This is a genomic window from Citrobacter sp. RHBSTW-01044 (assembly GCF_013781945.1).
Classification (GTDB): Bacteria; Pseudomonadota; Gammaproteobacteria; order Enterobacterales; family Enterobacteriaceae; genus Citrobacter; species Citrobacter braakii.
The window spans coordinates 4126923-4148115 of sequence record NZ_CP056180.1 but is presented as its reverse complement, the minus strand read 5'-3'; the positions used below and the strand labels follow the sequence as shown (position 1 = coordinate 4148115).

Sequence of the window (21193 nt, the reverse complement as noted above, 5' to 3'; positions counted from 1 at the left end):
CCTTTCGTGACAATTTTCAGGGAGAGTGTATGTCTCATATAAACTACAACCACCTGTACTACTTTTGGCATGTATATAAAGAAGGATCGGTGGTTGGTGCAGCCGAGGCGCTTTATCTGACACCGCAGACCATTACCGGGCAGATTAAAGCGCTTGAGGAACGCTTACAGGGAAAGTTGTTCAAGCGGAAGGGGCGTGGACTGGAGCCCAGCGAATTAGGCGAATTGGTTTTTCGTTATGCGGATAAGATGTTCACGCTAAGCCAGGAAATGCTGGATATCGTGAACTACCGCAAAGAGTCGAATTTACTGTTCGATGTCGGCGTGGCGGATGCGTTGTCCAAACAGCTGGTCAGCAGCGTGCTGAATGCCGCAGTCGTTGAAGATGAACAAATCCATCTGCGTTGTTTTGAATCAACGCACGAGATGCTGCTTGATCAGCTCAGCCAGCATAAACTGGATATGATTATCTCCGACTGCCCGATCGATTCTACGCAGCAGGAAGGGTTGTTCTCAGTGCGGATTGGCGAATGCAGCGTGAGCTTTTGGTGCACCCAGCCATTGCCTGAGAAACCATTTCCGGCCTGCCTCGAAGAGCGTCGATTGCTGATCCCTGGGCGCCGTTCGATGCTCGGGCGTAAGCTGCTGAACTGGATTAACTCCCAAGGGCTGAACGTTGAAATCCTTGGTGAGTTTGATGACGCCGCGCTGATGAAAGCGTTCGGCGCAACGCATAATGCTATTTTTGTTGCGCCTACGCTTTATTCCCACAATTTCTATGCCGATGATTCAATTGTTGAAATTGGACGCGTAGAGAATGTGATGGAGGAGTATCACGCCATATTTGCGGAAAGAATGATCCAGCATCCAGCGGTGCAGCGTATTTGCAATACTGATTACTCGGCACTATTTATTTCTGCGGGTAAATAATCAAGGCGCACTCGTCATACTTCATATTGTGGGGGGGTACTCGGCCAGTCGGTACACTGCACCCTGCCACCTTGTGGCAGGGTCACTGGTGAGTGCTGAGCAAAGTGGATGCACCGACGCAAAAGATGTAGCAAATCAAACAGAAAGAGATTTTCTGAGACCCTCCAGCTCGCTTCTTACCCTATCTCATAACCTGTTTTATACAGAAAATGAGATCTCATCAAATCGATATCTCATGGTTTCAAAGCGTTTGTGATTAGCACCCCTCGCATAATGGGAGCATTACATAGGTGTCCCACCGGACGGATGGGACACACTATTTCTTCTATGACTCATTAACGAGGTAAGCATTATGACTAACAGCAAACTGGTACAAAATGATTCGCTCAGTACAAAAGAGTACGAGCAGAACGGATTTGTGGCGGCCACGGAAACCAATGAGTTTAGCTATACATCGGCGCGTGTTGCGAAGGTAGCCTATAACGAGTACAAGCCCAACGAGTTTAAAGTGTCCGGTTACTGGACTGACTGGTCGCAATATGACGGCCGTCTCGATGGTGATTTCGCGCCTTCCAGCTGTGGGCGCGGCGTTGACCTGGCGTTATTAGACCCCTTTGCTTACGATAAAATTACGCTGGGTTTCTGCGGGATTGTCGGCGATACCGGCGAGAAAGCGACGACCATCAACAATGCCGCAGTCGACTTCCAGCGTACGCAATGGCAACCCACTTTTGTCGATGCGTGGGGAGATGTTGCCTCCTATCGCAACTGCGGCTTTGCGGGCTGGGTAAGCAATGATTACATGGCGCTTTTCCATCAGTACGATGCACAGGGCGTTCTGGGGGGGTTACGCGATGTACAGAAAAAGAACCCGAATCTCCATCTTTCAATGAGTATCGGCGGCTGGACCATGAGCCAGGCGTTCCACTTTATGGCTAAGGATCCACATAAACGCGCGCTATTCTGCGACGGCCTGACCGATCTGTTCACCCGATTCCCGATGTTTAGCGAAATCGATCTGGATTGGGAATATCCGGGGGCACCGGGAAATACCGGTAATACCTACGATGATACTGACGCACCAAATTTTGCTGCCTTGATTAAGGATGTGAAAGCCGCGCTGAATAAAATCAATCGCAGTGATGTGAAAATTAGCGTTGCCGCGGTTGGTGACATCGAGAAACTGAAAAAAGCCAATATTCCAGCGCTCATTGATGCGGGGGTCTGGGGCATTAATTTAATGACCTACGACTTCTTTGGTACGCCGTGGGCTACCGAGCTGGCGCATCATACCAATCTCTACCCGAATGGCAGCGCGAATAACTGGAGCGTAGAGACCGCCGTTAATTATCTGGAGTCGATTGGGGTGCCGCTTAAACAGGTCTTTATCGGTTATGCCGGTTATAGCCGTAATGCTCATGATGCGACGATCCAGAGCGTATCTCCGCTGAAAGGAACTTACACGCCAGGATACGGCACGACGGTCGGAACATTTGAATCCGGCTCAACGGAATGGTACGACCATATCGCAAATTATCTTGATCTGGAAAACCAGACCGGTCGCAATAATTTTATTGTTTACACCGATGAAGTGGCGGATGCGGATTTCCTGTATAACCCACAGTCTAAAGTCTTTATGTCGCTGGATACCCCGCGCACCGTGAAGGCCAAAGCCGAGTACGTAAAATCCCGCGGCCTGGGTGGCCTGTTTACCTGGACGGCGGATTTGGATCGCGGTCCGCTGGTGAATGCGGCTCGCGAAGGGCTGGGCTGCGAAATGACGCGGCAAACTGTTGATATGAGACCGTTCTATTTTAAAGGTATTGTAAGCGCTCATGTCCCCCTGTAAAGGGGGACATTTTCGGCTGTCTCAATCGTGTAAAAAACATAGATAAGTAAATAAATATTGTGTATCAGGTGAATTATTATTTTGGATTGAATAAGTAAATTTATATTACATTTTATGACATTGCCTTCTTATTTTTAGATTTTTTTATGGTTTTTTACATCAGGTTTGACAATTCTCTCAGTTAGATGATTATTTTTGGTACTAAAATAACGCATCTCAATAGTTAATGGATTTTCAAATGGTTACATCATTCATGATTGGAAATGATTTATTGTTTGATACAAGTGAAATGGTTCTTCATCATCTTAAGGATGGGGAAAGTATTCATTTATCCGGCGTGAAAGGTCGCTGTTTGAAGTGTCTCATCTCACATACCCAACAAGATATAACGACAAAAAAGCAAATTTGCGATGAGGTATGGGGACAATTTGGTTTATTCGCCAGCGATAGTACGTTATTGCAGACGATTTATGCCTTGCGGCGGGATTTGCGGGATATAGAGATGACGGATTTAATCGTTACCCATCCCCGACTGGGCTACCAGATCAATCCGGCCTATAGCGTTACACCGGTTGCTGAATTAGGCGCTGAAAAAAATGAACCTGCTGCCACTGAGGTATTTTCCTGTCCTTCTGACACTGATATTCTCAGTGCCCATTATGAAATTCAGAAAAAAACCGAAGGCAAAAAAACAGACGTTGCCGTTAATCTCTCCCTGCATAAGGCGAGGGTTATTTTAGCGTTCCTGACATTTGTATTGACTACAGTATTAGTACTCCTGACAGTGTTTTTCTACAGGGAAGAGTTACGTCTTCATAATGGCGGAAAAAACTTGTATTTAAATCCTGAAACGGGAAAAGATGGTCATGGACAAAAAGGATTTATCCTGTGTCAGTGTAATAAATATGATACAAGCGAAAATTGCAAAAATCATGAATATATATGTAAAAAAGTGACTTCATGATATTTTTCGTTACGTAATGCAACTTAAGTTTATTATGCGTTTGGTGGATAAGGTGAGAGCGGCATCTTGCCACCGAAAAGCTCGGTTAACCGTCGTTCGGCAAGATGATGCGTCCAGTGATGAGTCGGTTAGATGAAATAATGCCTCAAGCGGTTCATCACGGAATTTCCAGCAGGTCTTATTAATAGAGTTGACAGCCAGAGATCCACCCAGAACAAGCTCGAGTTTTGTCACCGCATCGGTGATGTAGAGATCACAATGAAGCCCATTCCGATAATTAACCAGATAACAAGTTCCGTGGAGAGTTTATGCTTTCTGATACTGGCTTTATCTGTGGGGCGAAGGACCTGAGAGACATTCAGGAGGTATTGAGTGCCGAAAAGAGGAAAGAGATTCGGGTTCAGCCCAAATTGTATCGCATAGCGACAGGTTGAAAGTATGAAAAAGCCCCATCAAAAATGATGGGGCTTATTGTGCTACGCTTGCGCGGTTTTTTCACAAAGCAACAACAATCAGGCGATTAAGCCAGTTTGTTGATCTGTGCAGTCAGGTTTGCTTTATGACGTGCAGCTTTGTTTTTGTGGATCAGACCTTTAGCAGCCTGACGGTCCACGATCGGTTGCATTTCGTTAAATGCTTTCAGTGCAGTAGCTTTGTCGCCAGCTTCGATAGCTGCGTATACTTTCTTGATGAAAGTACGCATCATAGAGCGACGGCTAGCGTTGTGCTTGCGGGCCTTTTCAGACTGAACGGCGCGCTTCTTAGCTGATTTGATATTAGCCAAGGTCCAACTCCCAAATGTGTTCTATATGGACAATTCAAAGGCCGAGGAATATGCCCTTTTAGCCTTCTTTTGTCAATGGATTTGTGCAAATAAGCGCCGTTTAAATTGCAGCACTCGTTGCGTAGTGATGGCGCAGGATTCTACCAGCTTGCGGGGCGTGAATACAGCCTTTCCACGAGAAAAATTGCATTGGTGTGCCCGTGAAGGGCGTCAATTTGTTTCATAACGATGAAAACCATCCTCTTTCTGTTTCGTAGAAACAATCGCCGGTTAACGTTGAACGCGGTACAGGGTATACTTTCACGATTTTCACTGTTTTGAGCCAGACATGAAGCTGATACGAGGCATACATAATCTCAGTCAGGCCCCGCATGGGTGTGTGCTGACTATTGGTAATTTCGACGGCGTGCACCGTGGCCATCGTGCGTTGCTGCAGGGCTTACGGGAAGAAGGGCGCAAACGCAATTTACCGGTGATGGTGATGATTTTCGAGCCGCAGCCGCTGGAGCTGTTTGCGACGGACAAGTCACCTGCGCGCCTCACCCGCCTGCGGGAAAAACTGCGTTATCTGGCGGAGTGCGGCGTTGATTACGTGCTGTGCGTGCGTTTTGACAGGCGCTTCGCTGCATTAACGGCGCAGACCTTCATCAGCGATCTGCTGGTGAAGCGCCTTGGTGTACAATTTCTTGCCGTTGGCGATGATTTCCGCTTTGGCGCTAGCCGTGCGGGCGATTTCTTGTTATTACAGGAAGCGGGCGCTGAGTATGGTTTTGATATCACCAGCACCCAAACCTTCTGTGAAGGCGGTGTGCGCATCAGCAGCACCGCGGTACGTCAGGCGCTGGCGGAAGATAACCTGCAACTGGCCGAAAGCCTGCTTGGGCATCCTTTTACTATCTCAGGACGCGTAGTTCACGGTGACGAGTTAGGGCGCACTATCGGTTTTCCGACGGCAAACTTACCGCTTCGTCGCCAGGTTTCTCCGGTGAAAGGGGTTTATGCGGTTGAAGTAATGGGGCTGGGTGACAAACCTTTCCCCGGCGTCGCCAACATCGGCACACGCCCGACGGTAGCAGGCGTACGCCAACAGTTGGAAGTGCATCTATTGGACGTTGTAATGGACCTGTATGGTCGCCATATAGATGTAGTACTGCGTAAAAAAATACGCAGCGAACAGCGATTTGCCTCGCTGGATGAACTAAAAGCGCAGATTGCGCGTGATGAGTTGACTGCCCGTGAATTTTTTGGGCTAACAAAACCGGCTTAATGCCTATACGAGTTTTAAATACGGAACCGAGAATCTGATGAGTGACTATAAATCAACCCTGAATTTGCCGGAAACAGGGTTCCCGATGCGCGGCGATCTCGCCAAGCGTGAACCGGGAATGCTGGCGCGTTGGACTGATGATGACCTGTACGGCATCATTCGTGCGGCCAAAAAAGGCAAAAAAACCTTCATTCTGCATGATGGCCCTCCTTATGCGAATGGCAGCATTCATATTGGTCACTCGGTTAACAAGATTCTGAAAGACATTATCGTGAAGTCCAAAGGACTCACGGGATTCGACTCGCCTTACGTTCCGGGCTGGGACTGCCACGGTCTGCCTATCGAGCTGAAAGTAGAGCAGGAATACGGCAAGCCGGGCGAGAAGTTCACCGCCGCTGAGTTCCGCGCCAAATGCCGTGAATACGCAGCGACGCAGGTTGACGGTCAGCGTAAAGACTTTATCCGTCTTGGCGTGCTGGGCGACTGGTCGCATCCGTACCTGACCATGGACTTCAAAACTGAAGCCAACATCATTCGTGCGCTGGGTAAAATCATCGGTAACGGTCACCTGCACAAAGGTGCGAAGCCGGTGCACTGGTGCGTTGATTGCCGTTCCGCGCTGGCGGAAGCGGAAGTTGAGTATTATGACAAAACCTCCCCGTCCATCGACGTTGCGTTCCACGCCGCCGATCAGGACGCGGTAAAAGCGAAATTTGGCGTTTCTGACGTCAATGGCCCGATCTCACTGGTTATCTGGACTACCACCCCGTGGACGTTACCGGCGAACCGCGCAATCTCTCTGGCGCCTGATTTTGACTATGCGCTGGTGCAGATTGACGGGCAGGCTGTGATTCTGGCGAAGGATCTGGTTGAAAGCGTCATGCAGCGTATTGGTGCGGCTGAATACACTATTCTGGGCACCGTAAAAGGCGCCGAGCTGGAACTGCTGCGCTTTACCCATCCGTTTATGGGCTTTGACGTGCCGGCTATTCTTGGCGATCACGTTACGCTGGATGCGGGTACTGGTGCGGTCCATACCGCCGGCGGCCACGGTCCGGATGACTACGTCATTAGCCAGAAATACGGTCTGGAAATCGCTAACCCGGTTGGTCCGGACGGCGCATATCTGGCGGGTACCTATCCGGATCTGGACGGTGTGAACGTCTTTAAAGCCAACGACAAAATCGTTGCGCTGCTGAGCGATAAAGGCGCTCTGCTGCACGTTGAGAAGATGCAGCACAGCTACCCGTGCTGCTGGCGCCACAAATCGCCGATCATCTTCCGTGCGACTCCGCAGTGGTTCGTCAGCATGGATCAGAAAGGTCTGCGTGCGCAGTCGCTAAAAGAGATCAAAGGCGTGCAATGGATCCCGGATTGGGGTCAGGCACGTATTGAATCGATGGTTGCCAACCGTCCTGACTGGTGTATCTCCCGTCAGCGTACGTGGGGTGTGCCGATGTCTCTGTTTGTTCACAAAGACACCGAAGAGCTGCATCCGCGTGCTATCGAACTGATGGAAGAAGTGGCCAAACGCGTTGAAGTTGACGGCATCCAGGCGTGGTGGGATCTCGATCCGAAAGATATCCTCGGCGATGAAGCTGACCAGTATGTCAAAGTCCCGGATACGCTGGACGTGTGGTTCGACTCCGGTTCAACCCACTCATCCGTTGTGGACGTGCGTCCTGAGTTTGCAGGCCATGCGGCAGATATGTATCTGGAAGGTTCTGACCAGCACCGCGGCTGGTTCATGTCTTCTCTGATGATCTCCACTGCAATGAAGGGCAAAGCGCCATACCGTCAGGTACTGACCCACGGTTTCACCGTTGATGGTCAGGGTCGTAAAATGTCCAAGTCTATCGGTAACACCGTAAGCCCGCAGGACGTAATGAACAAACTGGGCGCGGATATTCTGCGTCTGTGGGTCGCTTCTACCGACTATACCGGCGAAATGGCCGTTTCTGACGAAATCCTGAAACGTGCTGCCGACAGCTATCGTCGTATCCGTAACACCGCACGCTTCCTGCTGGCGAACCTGAACGGGTTCGATCCGGTAAAAGATATGGTGAAACCGGAAGAGATGGTGGTGCTGGATCGCTGGGCGGTAGGTTGTGCACAAGCGGCGCAGGAAGAGATCCTGAAAGCTTATGAAGCCTATGACTTCCACGAAGTAGTACAGCGCCTGATGCGTTTCTGCTCCGTAGAAATGGGTTCGTTCTACCTCGACATCATCAAAGACCGTCAGTACACCGCGAAAGCGGACAGTGTGGCGCGTCGTAGTTGCCAGACTGCGCTGTTCCATATTGCAGAAGCGCTGGTTCGCTGGATGGCGCCGATCATGTCCTTCACCGCCGATGAAATCTGGGGTTACCTGCCGGGCGAGCGTGAGAAGTACGTCTTTACCGGTGAATGGTACGAAGGTCTGTTTGGCTTAGGCGAAACCGAAGCGATGAATGACGCCTACTGGGACGAGTTGCTGAAAGTGCGCGGCGAAGTGAACAAGGTCATCGAGCAGGCGCGTGCGGATAAGAAAGTCGGTGGTTCGCTGGAAGCAGCGGTTACTCTGTACGCTGAACCAGAACTGGCGGCGAAACTGACCGCGCTGGGCGAAGAGTTGCGCTTTGTTCTGCTGACCTCCGGTGCGACGGTTGCGGATTATGCAGCGGCTCCTGCTGACGCTCAGCAGAGCGAACTGCTTAAAGGTCTGAAAATCGTACTAAGCAAAGCCGAAGGTGAGAAATGTCCGCGCTGCTGGCATTACACTACCGATGTCGGCCAGGTGGCGGAACATGCAGATATCTGCGGACGCTGTGTCAGCAACATCGCCGGTGATGGCGAACAACGTAAGTTTGCCTGATGAGTAAGCCTCTATGTTCAACAGGACTACGCTGGCTGTGGCTGGTGGTAGTCGTGCTGATTATCGATTTAGGCAGCAAATACCTGATCCTCCAGAACTTTGCTCTGGGGGATACGGTGTCGCTGTTCCCGTCGCTTAATCTGCACTACGCGCGTAACTATGGTGCGGCGTTTAGCTTCTTAGCCGACAGCGGTGGCTGGCAACGTTGGTTCTTTGCCGGTATCGCCATTGGTATCTGCGTTATCCTGATGGTGATGATGTATCGCTCGAAGGCGACGCAGAAGCTAAACAACATCGCGTATGCGTTAATCATTGGCGGTGCGCTGGGCAACCTGTTCGACCGCCTGTGGCACGGCTTCGTGGTTGATATGATTGACTTTTACGTCGGTGACTGGCATTTCGCGACATTCAATCTTGCCGATACGGCGATCTGTATCGGTGCGGCATTGATTGTCCTCGAAGGCTTCTTACCGTCGAAAGAGAAAAAAGCCGCATAAAAAAATGCCGGATGGCGCTATGCTAATCCGGCTTACAATATACTGCGATTCTTGTGGGCCCGGTAAGCGTAGCGCTATCGGGCAAACAGGCGGCAGCAATTTTAAAGAGCAACCTGCATGTCTAAATCAGTACAGAGTAACAGTGCGGTGCTGGTGCACTTCACCCTTAAGCTCGACGATGGCTCCACCGCAGAGTCAACTCGCAATAACGGCAAGCCTGCGCTGTTTCGCCTGGGCGACGGTTCTCTGTCTGAAGGACTGGAACAACACCTGCTGGGGTTAAAAGAAGGTGATAAAACCACTTTTGCTCTGGAGCCGGATGCCGCCTTCGGCGTGTCCAGCCCGGACTTAATTCAGTATTTCTCGCGTCGGGAATTTATGGACGCGGGCGAGCCAGAAATTGGCGCTATCATGCTCTTTACCGCAATGGACGGCAGTGAGATGCCTGGTGTGATCCGCGAAATCAACGGTGACTCGATCACGGTTGATTTCAACCATCCGCTGGCCGGGCATACCGTTCATTTTGATATTGAAGTGCTGGAAGTCGAACCGGCACTGGAGGCGTAAAATGCAGATCCTGTTGGCCAACCCGCGCGGTTTTTGCGCTGGCGTAGACCGCGCTATCAGCATTGTGGAAAACGCGCTGGCTATTTACGGCGCACCGATTTATGTCCGTCATGAAGTGGTGCATAACCGCTATGTGGTGGATAGCCTGCGCGAGCGCGGCGCTATTTTTATTGAGCAAATCAGCGAAGTACCGGATGGCGCGATCCTGATTTTCTCCGCTCATGGCGTGTCTCAGGCGGTGCGTAACGAAGCCAAAGGCCGCGACCTCACGGTTTTTGATGCGACCTGCCCGCTGGTAACGAAAGTGCATATGGAAGTTGCCCGCGCTAGCCGTCGCGGTGAAGAGTCAATTTTAATTGGTCACGCCGGGCATCCGGAAGTTGAAGGCACGATGGGCCAGTACAGTAACCCGCAGGGGGGAATGTATCTGGTCGAATCACCTGAAGATGTGCTGAAACTGAATGTAAAAAATGAAGGCAAATTGTCCTTCATGACGCAGACTACTCTCTCCGTTGATGACACCTCTGACGTTATTGACGCGTTGCGAAGCCGTTTCCCGAAAATTGTCGGGCCGCGCAAAGACGATATCTGTTATGCCACGACCAACCGTCAGGAAGCGGTCCGTGCGCTGGCGGAGCAGGCCGATGTTGTGCTGGTGGTCGGCTCGAAAAACTCTTCTAACTCCAACCGTCTGGCTGAACTGGCCCAACGAATGGGGAAAGCGGCGTATCTGATTGACGATGCGACCGATATCCAGGAAGCGTGGGTGAAAGAAGCCAGGTGCGTGGGCGTGACGGCCGGTGCCTCGGCGCCTGATATCCTGGTGCAAAACGTGATTGCTCGCCTGCAGGAGCTTGGCGGTGGGGAAGCTATTCCGCTGGCAGGGCGTGAAGAAAACATCGTTTTCGAAGTACCGAAAGAGCTGCGTGTGGATGTTCGTGAAGTAGAGTAAGTCTTTCCGGTTACGATTATGAGAAGATGCCAGACTTAACGTCTGGCATTTTTTTATGGAGAAACCATGCGCTTACCGATCATTCTTGATACCGATCCCGGCATTGATGATGCTGCCGCTATTGCCGCCGCGCTGTTTGCCCCTGAGCTGGATCTGCAACTGATGACCACGGTAGCAGGTAATGTGTCGGTGGAAAAAACCACCCGTAATGCATTGCAACTGCTGCACTTCTGGAATGCGGATATTCCACTGGCGCAGGGGGCATCGATGCCGCTGGTGAGACCGCTACGAGATGCCGCTTCCGTACACGGTGAATCAGGTATGGAAGGGTATGAATTTGTCGAACATGACCGCCAGGTGATGGCAAAACCTGCCTTCCAGGCCATTCGCGATGCGTTGATGCATGCCCCGCAGCCTGTGACGCTGGTGGCAATTGGCCCCCTGACCAACATTGCGCTGCTGCTGACTCATTATCCTGAATGCATATTCAACATTCACCGTCTGGTGATTATGGGCGGTTCTGCCGGGCGCGGGAACTTCACGCCAAACGCCGAGTTTAATATTGCTATTGATCCCGAGGCCGCCGCAAAAGTCTTCCAGAGCGGGCTGGAGATTGTGATGTGCGGGCTGGATGTCACTAATCAGGCCATGCTCACCCCTGACTATCTGGCGACGTTGCCGCAGCTTAACCAGACGGGAAAAATGCTGCACGCGCTGTTTAGCCATTACCGTAGCGGCAGTATGAATACGGGGCTACGAATGCACGACCTGTGCGCTATTGCCTGGCTGGTGCGCCCGGAACTGTTTACCCTGCAGCCGTGCTTCGTGGCGGTTGAAACCCAGGGTGAATATACCTCGGGTACGACGGTGGTGGACATTGAAGGACGTTTAGGGCATCCGGCAAATGCCCTGGTCGCGCTGGGGCTGGACGTTGAGGGGTTCCAGCAGTGGGTGGCAGAGGTACTGACGCTGGCACCTTGAGGCTGTGATCCGGCCCGCAATATGCAGATAGCGATAGCAGGTTAATCGATTAATCTGCTAATCTGATCCTGTTGTTCTCCTCGGGCCGGAGACACATATGAACCTTTCTTTTATCCAGCCACCGCAGGTGGCGTGGGCAAGCGGCGCTTTAGCTGATGGCCTGTTATTGCGTAAATCCACCCGTATTGAGGATCTTCCAGACGTTTTTGCCGATGAACACGCCCGTCAACAGCTGGCTGGCGAGCAGGTCGTGTATGACGTCGAGATGCTGGATACCTCTCCCGCTGAAGGTGAACTCTACACCGGCGTTACCCATCTTTACCCTGGCCGGGTCGGCTGTGAGTATTTTATGACTCGCGGGCATTTCCATGCGCGCCGCGAACAGGGGGAAGTCTATTTTGGTCTGCGTGGCACCGGTTTGCTGCTGTTGCAAACTGAGCAGGGCGACGCGAGGCTGGAAAAAGTATTCGCGGGATCTGTCCACATTATCCCCGGCTTTACCGCGCATCGGTTAATCAACACCGGGGAAGAGGTTCTGTCGGCGCTCGCCGTATGGCCAGGGATTGCGGGTCATGATTATGCAGCGCTCGCCAGCGGCTTCAGAATAAGGGTCTTTGAGGAAAATAAGACGGTTCAGGCGAAGGAGGTACAGAATGGGTGACTTAGCGCATTCTTACGGCCTGGATATGACGGTCCATCATCACCCGCTTGGTTTTAGCTATGGGGATGAGGTTACCGGGCCGATGCCGGAGATTCGTCAACTCGACCAGATTCGCGCCTCGCTGCGCGATCCGCACTGTGAAGGGCCGCAAGAGGTGTATGCCATAGCGATGGATGTGGCGCGAATGCAGGATCGCGAAGAGTTGAAAAAGCGGATGCTGTTGTTTGGCGTGGTGACCTATGCGGCGGGACGGCTGGGAGAAGAGCCGGTGCGTAGTCAGGGACATATTCATCGTATTAGTCAGCACAGCGGCTGGTCTCCGCCGGAGCTTTATGAAATCTGGCAGGGAAAAGCGATCATTTATATGCAGGAATATGTTGAGGACGACCCAGGCCGCTGTTTTGCTGTAATTGCCGGACCCGGTGAGAAAGTGTTGGTACCACCCGGTTGGGGGCATGCGACTATATCCGCAGACCCGGATGTACCGTTAACCTTTGGCGCGTGGTGCGATCGTGAATATGGTTTTGAGTACGACGCCGTGCGTGCGCATAAAGGACTGGCATGGTATCCGCTGCTGCAGGGCAACAACGTTATCTGGCAGCATAATCCGCGTTACATCCCTGGACGACTGCAGGCTGTTACGCCCAGACAATATACGGAATTCTCGATTACCTCCGCACCTGTTTATCAGCAATTCATCGAGGACCCGGCACGTTTCCAATTTATCTCACGCCCGGACAAGCACCCCGAGCTATGGCAAAACTTTCATCCATAAAAAAACCGGGGCATAGCCCCGGTTGTACCGTTTTCTTTGTGTTATCCCGCAAACAGGCCCGTGGCGACGCCGAGGGCGGCCAGTATCAACAGTAAAATCATCGCTTTCACTGGTGACACACCGCGCTTGGCCATCAGATACCAGGTACCAAGCACCACAATCAGCGGCAGTAACTGCGGGAAGATACCGTCCAGCATCTGTTGAACATGGATATTCACCCCATCTTTGGTAATAAACTCCAGTCCGGTGCCAAGTTTAACGTAGCTGGCCGCCACGCCCCCCATGACAAACACACCCAGCAGCGATAACGCTTCACGCAGACGGGCAGACTTGCTGCTCACCAGCATTTCCACCGAGCCAGAACCCATTTTGTAGCCTTTCAGGAACAAGAACCACGAACCGGGAATGATGATGGCCAGCCAGGCAACGGTATAAAACAGCGGCCCGAGAATGTTACCGCCGGCCGCCAGGGCCATGCCGATGCTGAGCAGGATAGGGATCAGCATGCCAGGGATCATTGAATCGCCGATCCCGGCAATAGGGCCCATCAGGCCAACCTTCAGGGTATTGATTGTCTCCCCATCGATCGGCTCACCGTTCGCTTTTTTCTCCTCCAGCCCCAGCACCATGCCGTTTACGATCGCGCCTATCTGGGGTTCCGTATTATAGAATGAGGCATGACGGCGCAGCATTTCAGTACGTTGGGCTGCGTCGGGATAGAGCTTTTTCGCCACCGGAAGCATACTCAGACAAAAGCCAAAAGATTCCAGACGTTCAAAACTCATCGATGACAAGTTGTGCATCATCCATGCGCGCCAGCAGCGGCGAAGATCTTTACGCGTAAGTGTACGTTCTTCCATCAGAATTCATCCTCATCATCATCGGCTACCGACTTTGCATTCGCGGCCTGCGGCGGTTCCGGTTTATAGTTGTAATGGATCAACGCCAACAGCGAACCGACGATCACTAGCGCGACCATGTTGAGTTTTAAAAATACGATGCAGACAAAACCGACGAGGAAGTAGATCAGCATGGTGTAGTTTTTGATGATCTGCTTTAGCAAAATCGCGATCCCGACGGCGGGTAAAATGCCGCCCAGTACGTTCATCGTTGACAGAACTATTTTCGGCAAGCTGTCCATAAAACCGCTGATGTATTGCGCGCCGAAGTAAACCGCAATAAAAGTCGGTACAAAACGCAGGACAAAGTTTGTCACCTGTGGCCAGATGGCGCTATTCAGGTAAATACCGCGTTCGTCGCCCCGTTCCAGCGCCACATCTGCCCGGTGATTCCAGAAAGAGTTCAGTACCATCATCGCGTTAAACAAAATGGTTCCGGCGATACCGATGGTCGCAGCCAGCGCGACCGCGACCTCGGGGCCTTTTCCTGAAAGGATCCCTAGGGCGATTGCGGGGTAAGCAACAAAGTTGAGATCGGCCGGCATCGAACCGCCAGGCGTTACCATCGCGATATACACCGCCTGAACCGCGACGCCAATCATGATCCCGGTTTTAATGTCGCCAAGAATTATCCCGACCAGCATTCCGGAAATCAGCGGGCGGGTGATCAGATACCAGCCGCCGGTCAGCCCCAGAAGCCAGGGACTGCTGAGGGCGCCGAGATAGCAAAGTATGCCAATCAACGTAGCTTCGATAATCATCGTGCGCTCCTTATTTCAGCTTCTGACGTGCGTCCTGCCAGCTGTAGCAACTGGCATCAGGAACCAGGCGAAACTCAACCAGGTGCCCATGTTGCGTCAGCCAGTCAAAGGCGGCAATTTCATCCCCGTTGACCGACTGATTCGGGCCGATGGTGGTGGTATCAGCACGCGCGCTCATCGGACCCACATTAATCTTGCCGTTGGCATTTTTCAGGCTGATACCTGCTTCTTCAATGCGTTTGAGCGTGACGGGTGATTTGCCAATGACGAAATAACGTTTCTCGCTGGCAATGACTTTTGGCAATTTTTCAATCGCGGTGGCCGTATCAAACAACCAAACTTTGGTGTCCTGTACGGCGCCTTTCATCACCGAAGAGAGCAAAGGGTCGGCCGCGACGGCGTCGTCTATAGCGACGATCCCATCACAGGGCAGCTCTTTGGCCCAACGTGTCACGAGCTGCCCATGGATTACGCGGTCATCGATACGTACAAAAGAAATACTCATAGTGTTTTCCTTTAAAAATCGTCGGACTGAACGGATAAAACCGGGGCGGCTTTAATCAGCGTGGGTATCGTCAGCGCCAACAGCTCGACGGCTGCGGCGTGAACATCCGTTAAATGGCAAATCTCCTCGCTTTGTAACAGCATCGGGAAATTGACCCCCGCTACGACGGCAACGGGAGGAACCGTTTGTGAAGAAAAAGCATGATGGCAGGCGACATTCCACGGCGTACCGCTTTGCATGTCACACAGCACCAGTACGCCGTCAGCGTCTTTTCCGGCACTGGTGAGAACCTGTGAGAACGTCGCTTTAAACCCTTCGATACCTGCCTGTTCACTCAGCGTGACGGGGTAAACATGCGGTAATTCTCCATAAACCATACGACCGCTGGCGAGAAGCGCATCCGCCAGGGGACCATGGGTGGCAACAATTACGTTAATCATGCGCTTATCCTCTAACCCAGGCTTTAATCGTGGCGAGCTGTTGACCGACGCCTTTGCCAAACGGTGAAATACGATATTCTCCGACGGCGGCAGGGATGATAAAGGTCTCTGCATAGTTGACGACAAACGGGGGAAACGCACCGCTCGGGCTTTCAACAACGGCCTGCGCTCCTTCGACCAGGTTCAGGACGTTGACGCCGCCATGGGTATGGTGAGTGACCGGTGCCGTAAACCAATGGCGACGCGTTTCGATAAATTCGCGTTCGTGCATTCCGGTTCTTTCTTCCCGCCAACCCTCTCCTTCAGCCAGGGGTTCAATACGGTTGACGAGGTTGTCGTGCACCCATTGCGTGTCGCGCTGCCAGTCAATAACCTGCTGACCGTGATCCAGATGCACCGGACGCGGTAAGCCGTCTAACCCTAAGCGGCCCCAATCCCACAGCTTGAAGGTGAAGATATAGGGCGTTGCGCTGATCTCCAGCACCATGGTTCCTGCACCCGAGCAGTGTACGGTTCCGGCAGGGATCAGGAAGTGATCGTGTTTATGTGCAGGGATCTGGTTAACGAATCGTTCATCATCAAAGGTTTTTTCGCCACGACCCGCGGCCCGGAGGTCGTCGAGCATATCCTGCGGTGCGATCCCGGTTTTGGTCCCGAGATACACCACGGCGTCCGGCTCAGCTTCGAGAATGTAATAGCTCTCATCCTGGGTATAGTGCATACCAAACTGCTGTTGAATGTACTCCGTGAGCGGATGAACCTGAAAGCTCAAATTCTGGCCGCCAATAGTGTCGAGGAAGTCAAAACGGATCGGGAATTCCGCGCCAAAGCGCGCATGAACTTTTTCACCCAGCAGGGGGCGGGGACAGGTCAGCACCAGATCCTGAGAGGGGATCTCGATCCGCACGTTGCCAAAACGCAGTAACAGGCTGTTTTCCTCGGGCACGCAATCAAAACACCACGCGTAATTGGGGGCTGAGGGATCGAGATCGAATCGTTGTTTCATCCATTGCCCGCCCCAGACGCCTGGGTCAAAGAAAGGGGCAACGCGAAACGGTTGTTCGGTGGTTTGTTGCAGACCGGCGCGTAACGCGTCGCCGCTGACCATCGCGGGACTATTTTCTACCGTGGTATCGAGCAAATAATCGGCGCGTTTGAGTAACGGCGTTTTATGTTTGTCGAATACCCGCCATTCAATGAAAAAAGCACGTTTGTAACGACGAAGAATATCTTCATCCTGGTTTTCTGCACCCCAGTTACCCAGCCCGTTATGACGCATACGCTGTTGAATTTCCCAGCGCGGAAGATCGGCATAAACCAGTACGTCACCAGGGTGTGCCAGCGCAGCGCCCGAGCCGTACACGACAACCAGCCCTGTGGTAACGGCATCAATCTGTTGGCGGAGTTGGCTGAGTTTGTCGCTATCAAAAAATTCATCCAGGTGATGACAGGAGAGAACGCCGAATACGCGATCGTCGGTAAGGTTACGCGCCAGTAAATCATGCAGGGCCTGCTCATCGCGGCGGGCGGATTCAATATTTAGCACCAGTGCGGTATCTAATGTCGTAACAAGCTGTTGCTCCAGCTCGTCAAGCCGCACGCCCGGATAGCAATCCACGATCAATACGGTTTTGGCGGAGGTAGAAACCCTGGTGTTAAGCACTGAATGAATTGACGACCAACCCTGCCAGGCGTGGTTGTCATAGCCCTGAACGTTAACCTCAGGGAATTTATTATAGGTTGTACGCATATTCTGTCTCCGTGTTGGCTTATTTAAGATTAATCGATTAACCTTATTTTCATAGTGTGGTTAACGCGATTAACCCGCCATAATCAGAATCCAGTGCGGTGAAATGCACGTTAGCGTGATGTGAATCACACGTAAAAAGGCAATATTTCGGTTATTCGATTAACCTTCGAAATAAACAGGAGAGGTCATGACTACAGTCACGCTGGCGCAGGTTGCTGAACGCGCGGGAGTCTCCACGGCAACCGTTTCAATGGTGTTGCGTAACCGGGGGCGCATTTCTCAGGCCACACGTGACAGGGTGCTCAAAGCGCTGGACGATGCCGGCTATGTTTATAATCAAACCGCCGCTAACCTGCGTAACCGGAGCAGTAATCAGGTCGGATTGTTGTTACACGATATCACTAACCCTTTTTACGGTGAGATGACTGCAGGGCTAAGCCATGAGATGGAGCGGCATGACCTGCTTCTGTTTCTGGCAAACAGTGAAGAGTCAGGGGAGCGGCAGCAAAAATTTGTCGACTCGTTGATGCGCAATAATGCCTGCGGCATGGTGCTCTGCGCGGCGCGCGAAACACCGACCTCCTTCTTCGAGGCGCTGAAAAGGCGCAATATTCCCGCCATCATGGTGGTTCGCCCTCTTAGCGATCCTGATTTTGATTTTGTGGGAACCGATAACTTTCTCGGTACGCAAATGGCCACCACCCATTTAGTCAAAATGGGGCATAAGAATATTGCGTTTATCGGTGGTAGCCCAAGTTCCGGGAGCCGGGCACAGCGTATCGGTGGATTCACCAGCACGTTGCTGGAGCAGGGAATATCGCCGAATCCGCAATGGATAGTGGCGACACAGGCCAGCCAAATTGACGGCGCAAAAGTGGCAGAGTCGCTTCTTATGCGGTTCCCGGAAATTACCGCCGCCGTTTGTTATCAGGATATTGTGGCGCTTGGGGTTATGCAGGCATTACGTAAAATGGGGCGTGAACCAGGGCGCGATTTTGCGCTGGTGGGGTTCGATGACATCACCGAAGCGGCGCTGGTACAACCTGCGCTCACCACCGTGTCGGTGGCCGCAAAAGAGATAGGTCGCAAGGCTGGGGAGCTACTTTATAGTCGCATTCAGGGAAATGACGAACCTCCGAAACGCATTATTCTGCCACCTGCGCTGGTGGTCAGAGAATCATGTGGTTTTTGCTGATCGTCATGCCTTTTACTGATATCTCTCCCTGTTTATCATTAAATTCTAATTATCGACGTTTTCGGCTGGCGGCGCAGCGATGTGCTGGTTAATCTGAAAAACGATTTACGTAAAATTAACAAAAGAGAATAGCTATGCATGATGCACAAATCCGCGTTGCCATCGCGGGAGCCGGAGGGCGCATGGGGCGTCAGTTGATTCAGGCCACTCTTGGCATGGATGGCGTACAGCTCGGCGCGGCGCTGGAGCGCGAAGGTTCTTCTTTGCTGGGAAGCGATGCCGGAGAATTAGCGGGAGCCGGTAAAACGGGCGTTACCGTGCAAAGTAGTCTTGAGGCGGTGAAAGATGATTTTGATGTTTTCATCGATTTTACTCGCCCGGAAGGCACGCTGGCGCATCTGGCGTTTTGCCGCCAGCACGGTAAAGGGATGGTGATTGGCACCACCGGTTTTGATGACGCGGGCAAACAGGCTATTCGTGATGCTGCGCAGGACATTGCTATCGTTTTCGCCGCGAACTTTAGCGTTGGCGTTAACGTCATGCTTAAGCTGCTGGAGAAGGCGGCGAAAGTGATGGGTGATTACACCGATATTGAGATTATTGAAGCCCATCACCGTCATAAAGTGGATGCGCCGTCAGGCACTGCGCTGGCGATGGGGGAGGCGATTGCCGGGGCGCTGGATAAAGATTTAAAAGAGTGTGCCGTCTATTCGCGTGAAGGTTACACCGGTGAGCGCGTACCCGGTACGATCGGTTTTGCCACGGTGCGGGCGGGAGATATCGTTGGTGAGCATACCGCGATGTTTGCCGATATTGGCGAGCGCATTGAGATCACGCATAAAGCCTCCAGCCGCATGACCTTTGCGAATGGCGCAGTACGATCGGCAATTTGGCTGAAATCAAAGTCAAACGGTCTTTTTGATATGAAAGATGTGCTTGATTTACGCAGTTTATAACTTTTATTACCCTTCGTGATGTGGTTGTTGTAATCATAACTATTTGATTACATGGGGCAATATTTTATTGCCCTTTTATTTTTCGCTTTTTAATTTGATTTTTTATTTAATGACCTATTTGTTGATGTTTTGCAGGGTTATTTTGTTATTTCAATGTAAATTTTGACCAAATGGTCCACTTTTATCTATCGCGCTTCCTGTTTTTACACTCTTTATCTTCCGCAAGCGTTTTCCACCCCAAGTTAGCTGATCTTTTTGCCTGTTAAATCGTGTGTTTTATCTCAGTGGCGTAAAATAATAATAAAAAATGCCCTTTTGGGTAGACTTTTACGTGGGCTATCTCTAGAATGCCGCCGTTTGCCAGAAATCCATAGGTAAGCAAATTTGCATTGATTCATGAGGTGTTAATGAATTAATATGCAAATAAAGTGAGTGAATATTCTCTGGAGGGTGTTTTGATTAAGTCAGCGCTATTGGTTCTGGAAGACGGAACCCAGTTTCACGGTCGGGCCATAGGGGCAACAGGTTCGGCGGTTGGGGAAGTCGTTTTCAATACTTCAATGACCGGTTATCAAGAAATCCTCACTGATCCTTCCTATTCCCGCCAAATCGTCACTCTTACTTATCCTCATATCGGTAATGTCGGCACCAATGAAGCCGATGCAGAATCTTCTCAAGTACATGCGCAAGGCCTGGTCATCCGCGACCTGCCGCTGATTGCCAGCAACTTCCGCGATACCGAAGACCTCTCTTCTTACCTCAAACGCCATAATATTGTGGCAATTGCCGATATCGATACCCGTAAGCTGACGCGTTTGCTGCGTGAAAAGGGCGCACAGAACGGCTGCATTATCGCGGGTGATAACCCGGATGCGGCGCTGGCGCTGGAAAAAGCGAAAGCCTTCCCAGGTCTGAACGGTATGGATCTGGCGAAAGAAGTGACCACCGCGGAGCCTTATAGTTGGACGCAAGGAAGCTGGACGCTGGCCGGTGACCTGCCGGAAGCTAAATCCGCCGATGAACTGCCGTTCCACGTAGTGGCCTACGATTTTGGCGCTAAACGTAACATTCTGCGTATGTTAGCGGATCGCGGCTGCCGCCTGACGGTTGTGCCGGCGAAAACCTCTGCTGAAGATGTGCTGAAGATGAATCCGGACGGTATCTTCCTGTCCAACGGCCCTGGCGATCCGGCGCCGTGCGACTACGCGATTACCGCGATTCAGAAATTCCTCGAAACCGATATTCCGGTATTTGGCATCTGCCTCGGCCATCAACTACTGGCGCTGGCAAGCGGTGCGAAGACCATTAAGATGAAGTTTGGCCACCACGGCGGCAACCATCCGGTAAAAGATATTGATAACAACACCGTGATGATCACCGCTCAGAACCACGGTTTTGCGGTCGATGAGGCCTCCATGCCTGCCAACCTGCGAGTGACCCACAAGTCGCTGTTCGACGGCACCCTGCAGGGGATTCATCGTACCGACAAACCGGCGTTCAGCTTCCAGGGGCACCCTGAAGCAAGCCCGGGTCCACACGACGCTGCGCCGCTGTTCGACCACTTTATCGAGTTAATTGAGCAATACCGTCAGTCCGCGAAATAATCA

At 51.8% G+C, this 21193-nt stretch carries 20 protein-coding genes and 1 pseudogene; 15 read left to right on the top strand and 6 right to left on the bottom strand.

Annotated features, from left to right (window positions below):
- Positions 1-29 precede the first annotated feature (29 nt).
- From nhaR to HV352_RS19885, 3 genes are all read left to right on the top strand, one after another.
- Positions 30-929: a transcriptional activator NhaR gene (gene nhaR / locus HV352_RS19895; RefSeq protein ID WP_016155652.1), complete on the top strand. Its 900-nt coding sequence runs from the start codon at positions 30-32 to the stop codon at positions 927-929.
- 352 nt (positions 930-1281) lie between these two features.
- Positions 1282-2778 (top strand): glycosyl hydrolase family 18 protein, encoded by a 1497-nt coding sequence (locus HV352_RS19890; protein ID WP_181635009.1) that lies wholly within the window; start codon positions 1282-1284, stop codon positions 2776-2778.
- Between the two features lie 238 nt (positions 2779-3016).
- Complete coding sequence (locus HV352_RS19885) at positions 3017-3742, top strand: winged helix-turn-helix domain-containing protein (RefSeq protein ID WP_049268607.1); 726 nt, start codon at positions 3017-3019, stop codon at positions 3740-3742.
- A gap of 520 nt (positions 3743-4262) precedes the next feature.
- Here HV352_RS19885 and rpsT read toward each other — a convergent pair.
- Positions 4263-4526, bottom strand: coding sequence for a 30S ribosomal protein S20 (gene rpsT, locus HV352_RS19875; protein WP_003018940.1), 264 nt, complete (start codon positions 4524-4526; stop codon positions 4263-4265).
- A 105-nt stretch (positions 4527-4631) separates the two neighbouring features.
- On the opposite strand from rpsT, the pseudogene HV352_RS23775 reads away from it, so the two are divergent.
- The 9 genes and pseudogenes from HV352_RS23775 to HV352_RS19835 all read left to right on the top strand — a co-directional run bounded on the left by HV352_RS23775 (position 4632) and on the right by HV352_RS19835 (position 13080).
- Positions 4632-4847 (top strand): annotated as a pseudogene (locus tag HV352_RS23775) (DUF2575 domain-containing protein).
- 7 nt (positions 4848-4854) lie between these two features.
- A complete protein-coding gene (gene ribF / locus HV352_RS19870) occupies positions 4855-5793 on the top strand; it encodes a bifunctional riboflavin kinase/FAD synthetase (RefSeq protein ID WP_016155656.1) in 939 nt (312 codons plus the stop codon).
- A gap of 37 nt (positions 5794-5830) precedes the next feature.
- Positions 5831-8647 carry an isoleucine--tRNA ligase gene (ileS, locus tag HV352_RS19865; protein ID WP_016151638.1) on the top strand — a complete coding sequence of 939 codons (2817 nt, stop codon included), beginning with the start codon at positions 5831-5833 and terminating at the stop codon, positions 8645-8647.
- Positions 8647-9144, top strand: coding sequence for a signal peptidase II (lspA, locus tag HV352_RS19860; protein ID WP_003018932.1), 498 nt, complete (start codon positions 8647-8649; stop codon positions 9142-9144). Before ileS ends, lspA begins: the two co-directional genes overlap by 1 nt.
- 117 nt (positions 9145-9261) lie before the next feature.
- On the top strand, positions 9262-9711 hold the full coding sequence (gene fkpB / locus HV352_RS19855) for an FKBP-type peptidyl-prolyl cis-trans isomerase (RefSeq protein WP_003018929.1): 450 nt from the start codon (positions 9262-9264) through the stop codon (positions 9709-9711).
- A 1-nt stretch (position 9712) separates the two neighbouring features.
- Positions 9713-10663, top strand: a complete 951-nt coding sequence (ispH, locus tag HV352_RS19850; protein ID WP_016155658.1) for a 4-hydroxy-3-methylbut-2-enyl diphosphate reductase — start codon at positions 9713-9715, stop codon at positions 10661-10663.
- 66 nt (positions 10664-10729) lie between these two features.
- On the top strand, positions 10730-11644 hold the full coding sequence (rihC, locus tag HV352_RS19845) for a ribonucleoside hydrolase RihC (protein ID WP_047358352.1): 915 nt from the start codon (positions 10730-10732) through the stop codon (positions 11642-11644).
- A 97-nt stretch (positions 11645-11741) separates the two neighbouring features.
- The gene (locus tag HV352_RS19840) at positions 11742-12305 is read left to right on the top strand and encodes a glucose-6-phosphate isomerase family protein (RefSeq protein WP_016151641.1); all 564 of its coding nucleotides are present in this window, start codon (positions 11742-11744) and stop codon (positions 12303-12305) included.
- On the top strand, positions 12298-13080 hold the full coding sequence (locus tag HV352_RS19835) for a glucose-6-phosphate isomerase family protein (protein WP_047414458.1): 783 nt from the start codon (positions 12298-12300) through the stop codon (positions 13078-13080). The genes HV352_RS19840 and HV352_RS19835 overlap by 8 nt, the downstream gene beginning before the upstream one ends.
- Positions 13081-13121: 41 nt before the next feature.
- On the opposite strand, the gene HV352_RS19830 is transcribed toward HV352_RS19835, so the two are convergent.
- From HV352_RS19830 to HV352_RS19810, 5 genes are read right to left on the bottom strand one after another with little or no spacing between them, the layout of a single operon-like run.
- Positions 13122-13940: a PTS system mannose/fructose/sorbose family transporter subunit IID gene (locus tag HV352_RS19830; RefSeq protein WP_016151643.1), complete on the bottom strand. Its 819-nt coding sequence runs from the start codon at positions 13938-13940 to the stop codon at positions 13122-13124.
- The gene (locus HV352_RS19825) at positions 13940-14740 is read right to left on the bottom strand and encodes a PTS sugar transporter subunit IIC (protein ID WP_016151644.1); all 801 of its coding nucleotides are present in this window, start codon (positions 14738-14740) and stop codon (positions 13940-13942) included. The genes HV352_RS19830 and HV352_RS19825 overlap by 1 nt, the downstream gene beginning before the upstream one ends.
- A 10-nt stretch (positions 14741-14750) precedes the next feature.
- On the bottom strand, positions 14751-15245 hold the full coding sequence (locus HV352_RS19820) for a PTS sugar transporter subunit IIB (RefSeq protein WP_003837349.1): 495 nt from the start codon (positions 15243-15245) through the stop codon (positions 14751-14753).
- Between the two features lie 11 nt (positions 15246-15256).
- Positions 15257-15685 carry a hypothetical protein gene (locus tag HV352_RS19815; RefSeq protein ID WP_016155663.1) on the bottom strand — a complete coding sequence of 143 codons (429 nt, stop codon included), beginning with the start codon at positions 15683-15685 and terminating at the stop codon, positions 15257-15259.
- 4 nt (positions 15686-15689) lie between these two features.
- On the bottom strand, positions 15690-17435 hold the full coding sequence (locus tag HV352_RS19810; RefSeq protein WP_181635008.1) for a class I mannose-6-phosphate isomerase: 1746 nt from the start codon (positions 17433-17435) through the stop codon (positions 15690-15692).
- A gap of 187 nt (positions 17436-17622) precedes the next feature.
- On the opposite strand from HV352_RS19810, the gene HV352_RS19805 reads away from it, so the two are divergent.
- The 3 genes from HV352_RS19805 to carA all read left to right on the top strand — a co-directional run bounded on the left by HV352_RS19805 (position 17623) and on the right by carA (position 21190).
- Entirely contained in the window at positions 17623-18630 is a 1008-nt protein-coding gene (locus tag HV352_RS19805; RefSeq protein ID WP_046276033.1) for a LacI family DNA-binding transcriptional regulator, read from the top strand.
- Between the two features lie 134 nt (positions 18631-18764).
- Positions 18765-19586 carry a 4-hydroxy-tetrahydrodipicolinate reductase gene (gene dapB, locus HV352_RS19800; RefSeq protein ID WP_016151648.1) on the top strand — a complete coding sequence of 274 codons (822 nt, stop codon included), beginning with the start codon at positions 18765-18767 and terminating at the stop codon, positions 19584-19586.
- A 455-nt stretch (positions 19587-20041) separates the two neighbouring features.
- Positions 20042-21190, top strand: a complete 1149-nt coding sequence (gene carA, locus HV352_RS19795) for a glutamine-hydrolyzing carbamoyl-phosphate synthase small subunit (RefSeq protein WP_003018918.1) — start codon at positions 20042-20044, stop codon at positions 21188-21190.
- The last annotated feature ends 3 nt before the right edge of the window (positions 21191-21193 follow it).

What these genes read in the sequence shown, in the direction of transcription:
- HV352_RS19885 (WP_049268607.1), top strand. Translation starts at nt 3,017, where the DNA reads ATGGTTACATCATTCATGATTGGAAATGATTTATTGTTTGATACAAGT.
- HV352_RS19840 (WP_016151641.1), top strand. Translation starts at nt 11,742, where the DNA reads ATGAACCTTTCTTTTATCCAGCCACCGCAGGTGGCGTGGGCAAGCGGC.
- HV352_RS19890 (WP_181635009.1), top strand. Translation starts at nt 1,282, where the DNA reads ATGACTAACAGCAAACTGGTACAAAATGATTCGCTCAGTACAAAAGAG.
- HV352_RS19810 (WP_181635008.1), bottom strand. Translation starts at nt 17,435, where the DNA reads ATGCGTACAACCTATAATAAATTCCCTGAGGTTAACGTTCAGGGCTAT.
- ribF (WP_016155656.1), top strand. Translation starts at nt 4,855, where the DNA reads ATGAAGCTGATACGAGGCATACATAATCTCAGTCAGGCCCCGCATGGG.
- HV352_RS19825 (WP_016151644.1), bottom strand. Translation starts at nt 14,740, where the DNA reads ATGATTATCGAAGCTACGTTGATTGGCATACTTTGCTATCTCGGCGCC.
- fkpB (WP_003018929.1), top strand. Translation starts at nt 9,262, where the DNA reads ATGTCTAAATCAGTACAGAGTAACAGTGCGGTGCTGGTGCACTTCACC.
- HV352_RS19820 (WP_003837349.1), bottom strand. Translation starts at nt 15,245, where the DNA reads ATGAGTATTTCTTTTGTACGTATCGATGACCGCGTAATCCATGGGCAG.
- HV352_RS19805 (WP_046276033.1), top strand. Translation starts at nt 17,623, where the DNA reads ATGACTACAGTCACGCTGGCGCAGGTTGCTGAACGCGCGGGAGTCTCC.
- nhaR (WP_016155652.1), top strand. Translation starts at nt 30, where the DNA reads ATGTCTCATATAAACTACAACCACCTGTACTACTTTTGGCATGTATAT.
- ispH (WP_016155658.1), top strand. Translation starts at nt 9,713, where the DNA reads ATGCAGATCCTGTTGGCCAACCCGCGCGGTTTTTGCGCTGGCGTAGAC.
- rihC (WP_047358352.1), top strand. Translation starts at nt 10,730, where the DNA reads ATGCGCTTACCGATCATTCTTGATACCGATCCCGGCATTGATGATGCT.
- HV352_RS19830 (WP_016151643.1), bottom strand. Translation starts at nt 13,940, where the DNA reads ATGGAAGAACGTACACTTACGCGTAAAGATCTTCGCCGCTGCTGGCGC.
- HV352_RS19815 (WP_016155663.1), bottom strand. Translation starts at nt 15,685, where the DNA reads ATGATTAACGTAATTGTTGCCACCCATGGTCCCCTGGCGGATGCGCTT.
- ileS (WP_016151638.1), top strand. Translation starts at nt 5,831, where the DNA reads ATGAGTGACTATAAATCAACCCTGAATTTGCCGGAAACAGGGTTCCCG.
- lspA (WP_003018932.1), top strand. Translation starts at nt 8,647, where the DNA reads ATGAGTAAGCCTCTATGTTCAACAGGACTACGCTGGCTGTGGCTGGTG.
- HV352_RS19835 (WP_047414458.1), top strand. Translation starts at nt 12,298, where the DNA reads ATGGGTGACTTAGCGCATTCTTACGGCCTGGATATGACGGTCCATCAT.
- dapB (WP_016151648.1), top strand. Translation starts at nt 18,765, where the DNA reads ATGCATGATGCACAAATCCGCGTTGCCATCGCGGGAGCCGGAGGGCGC.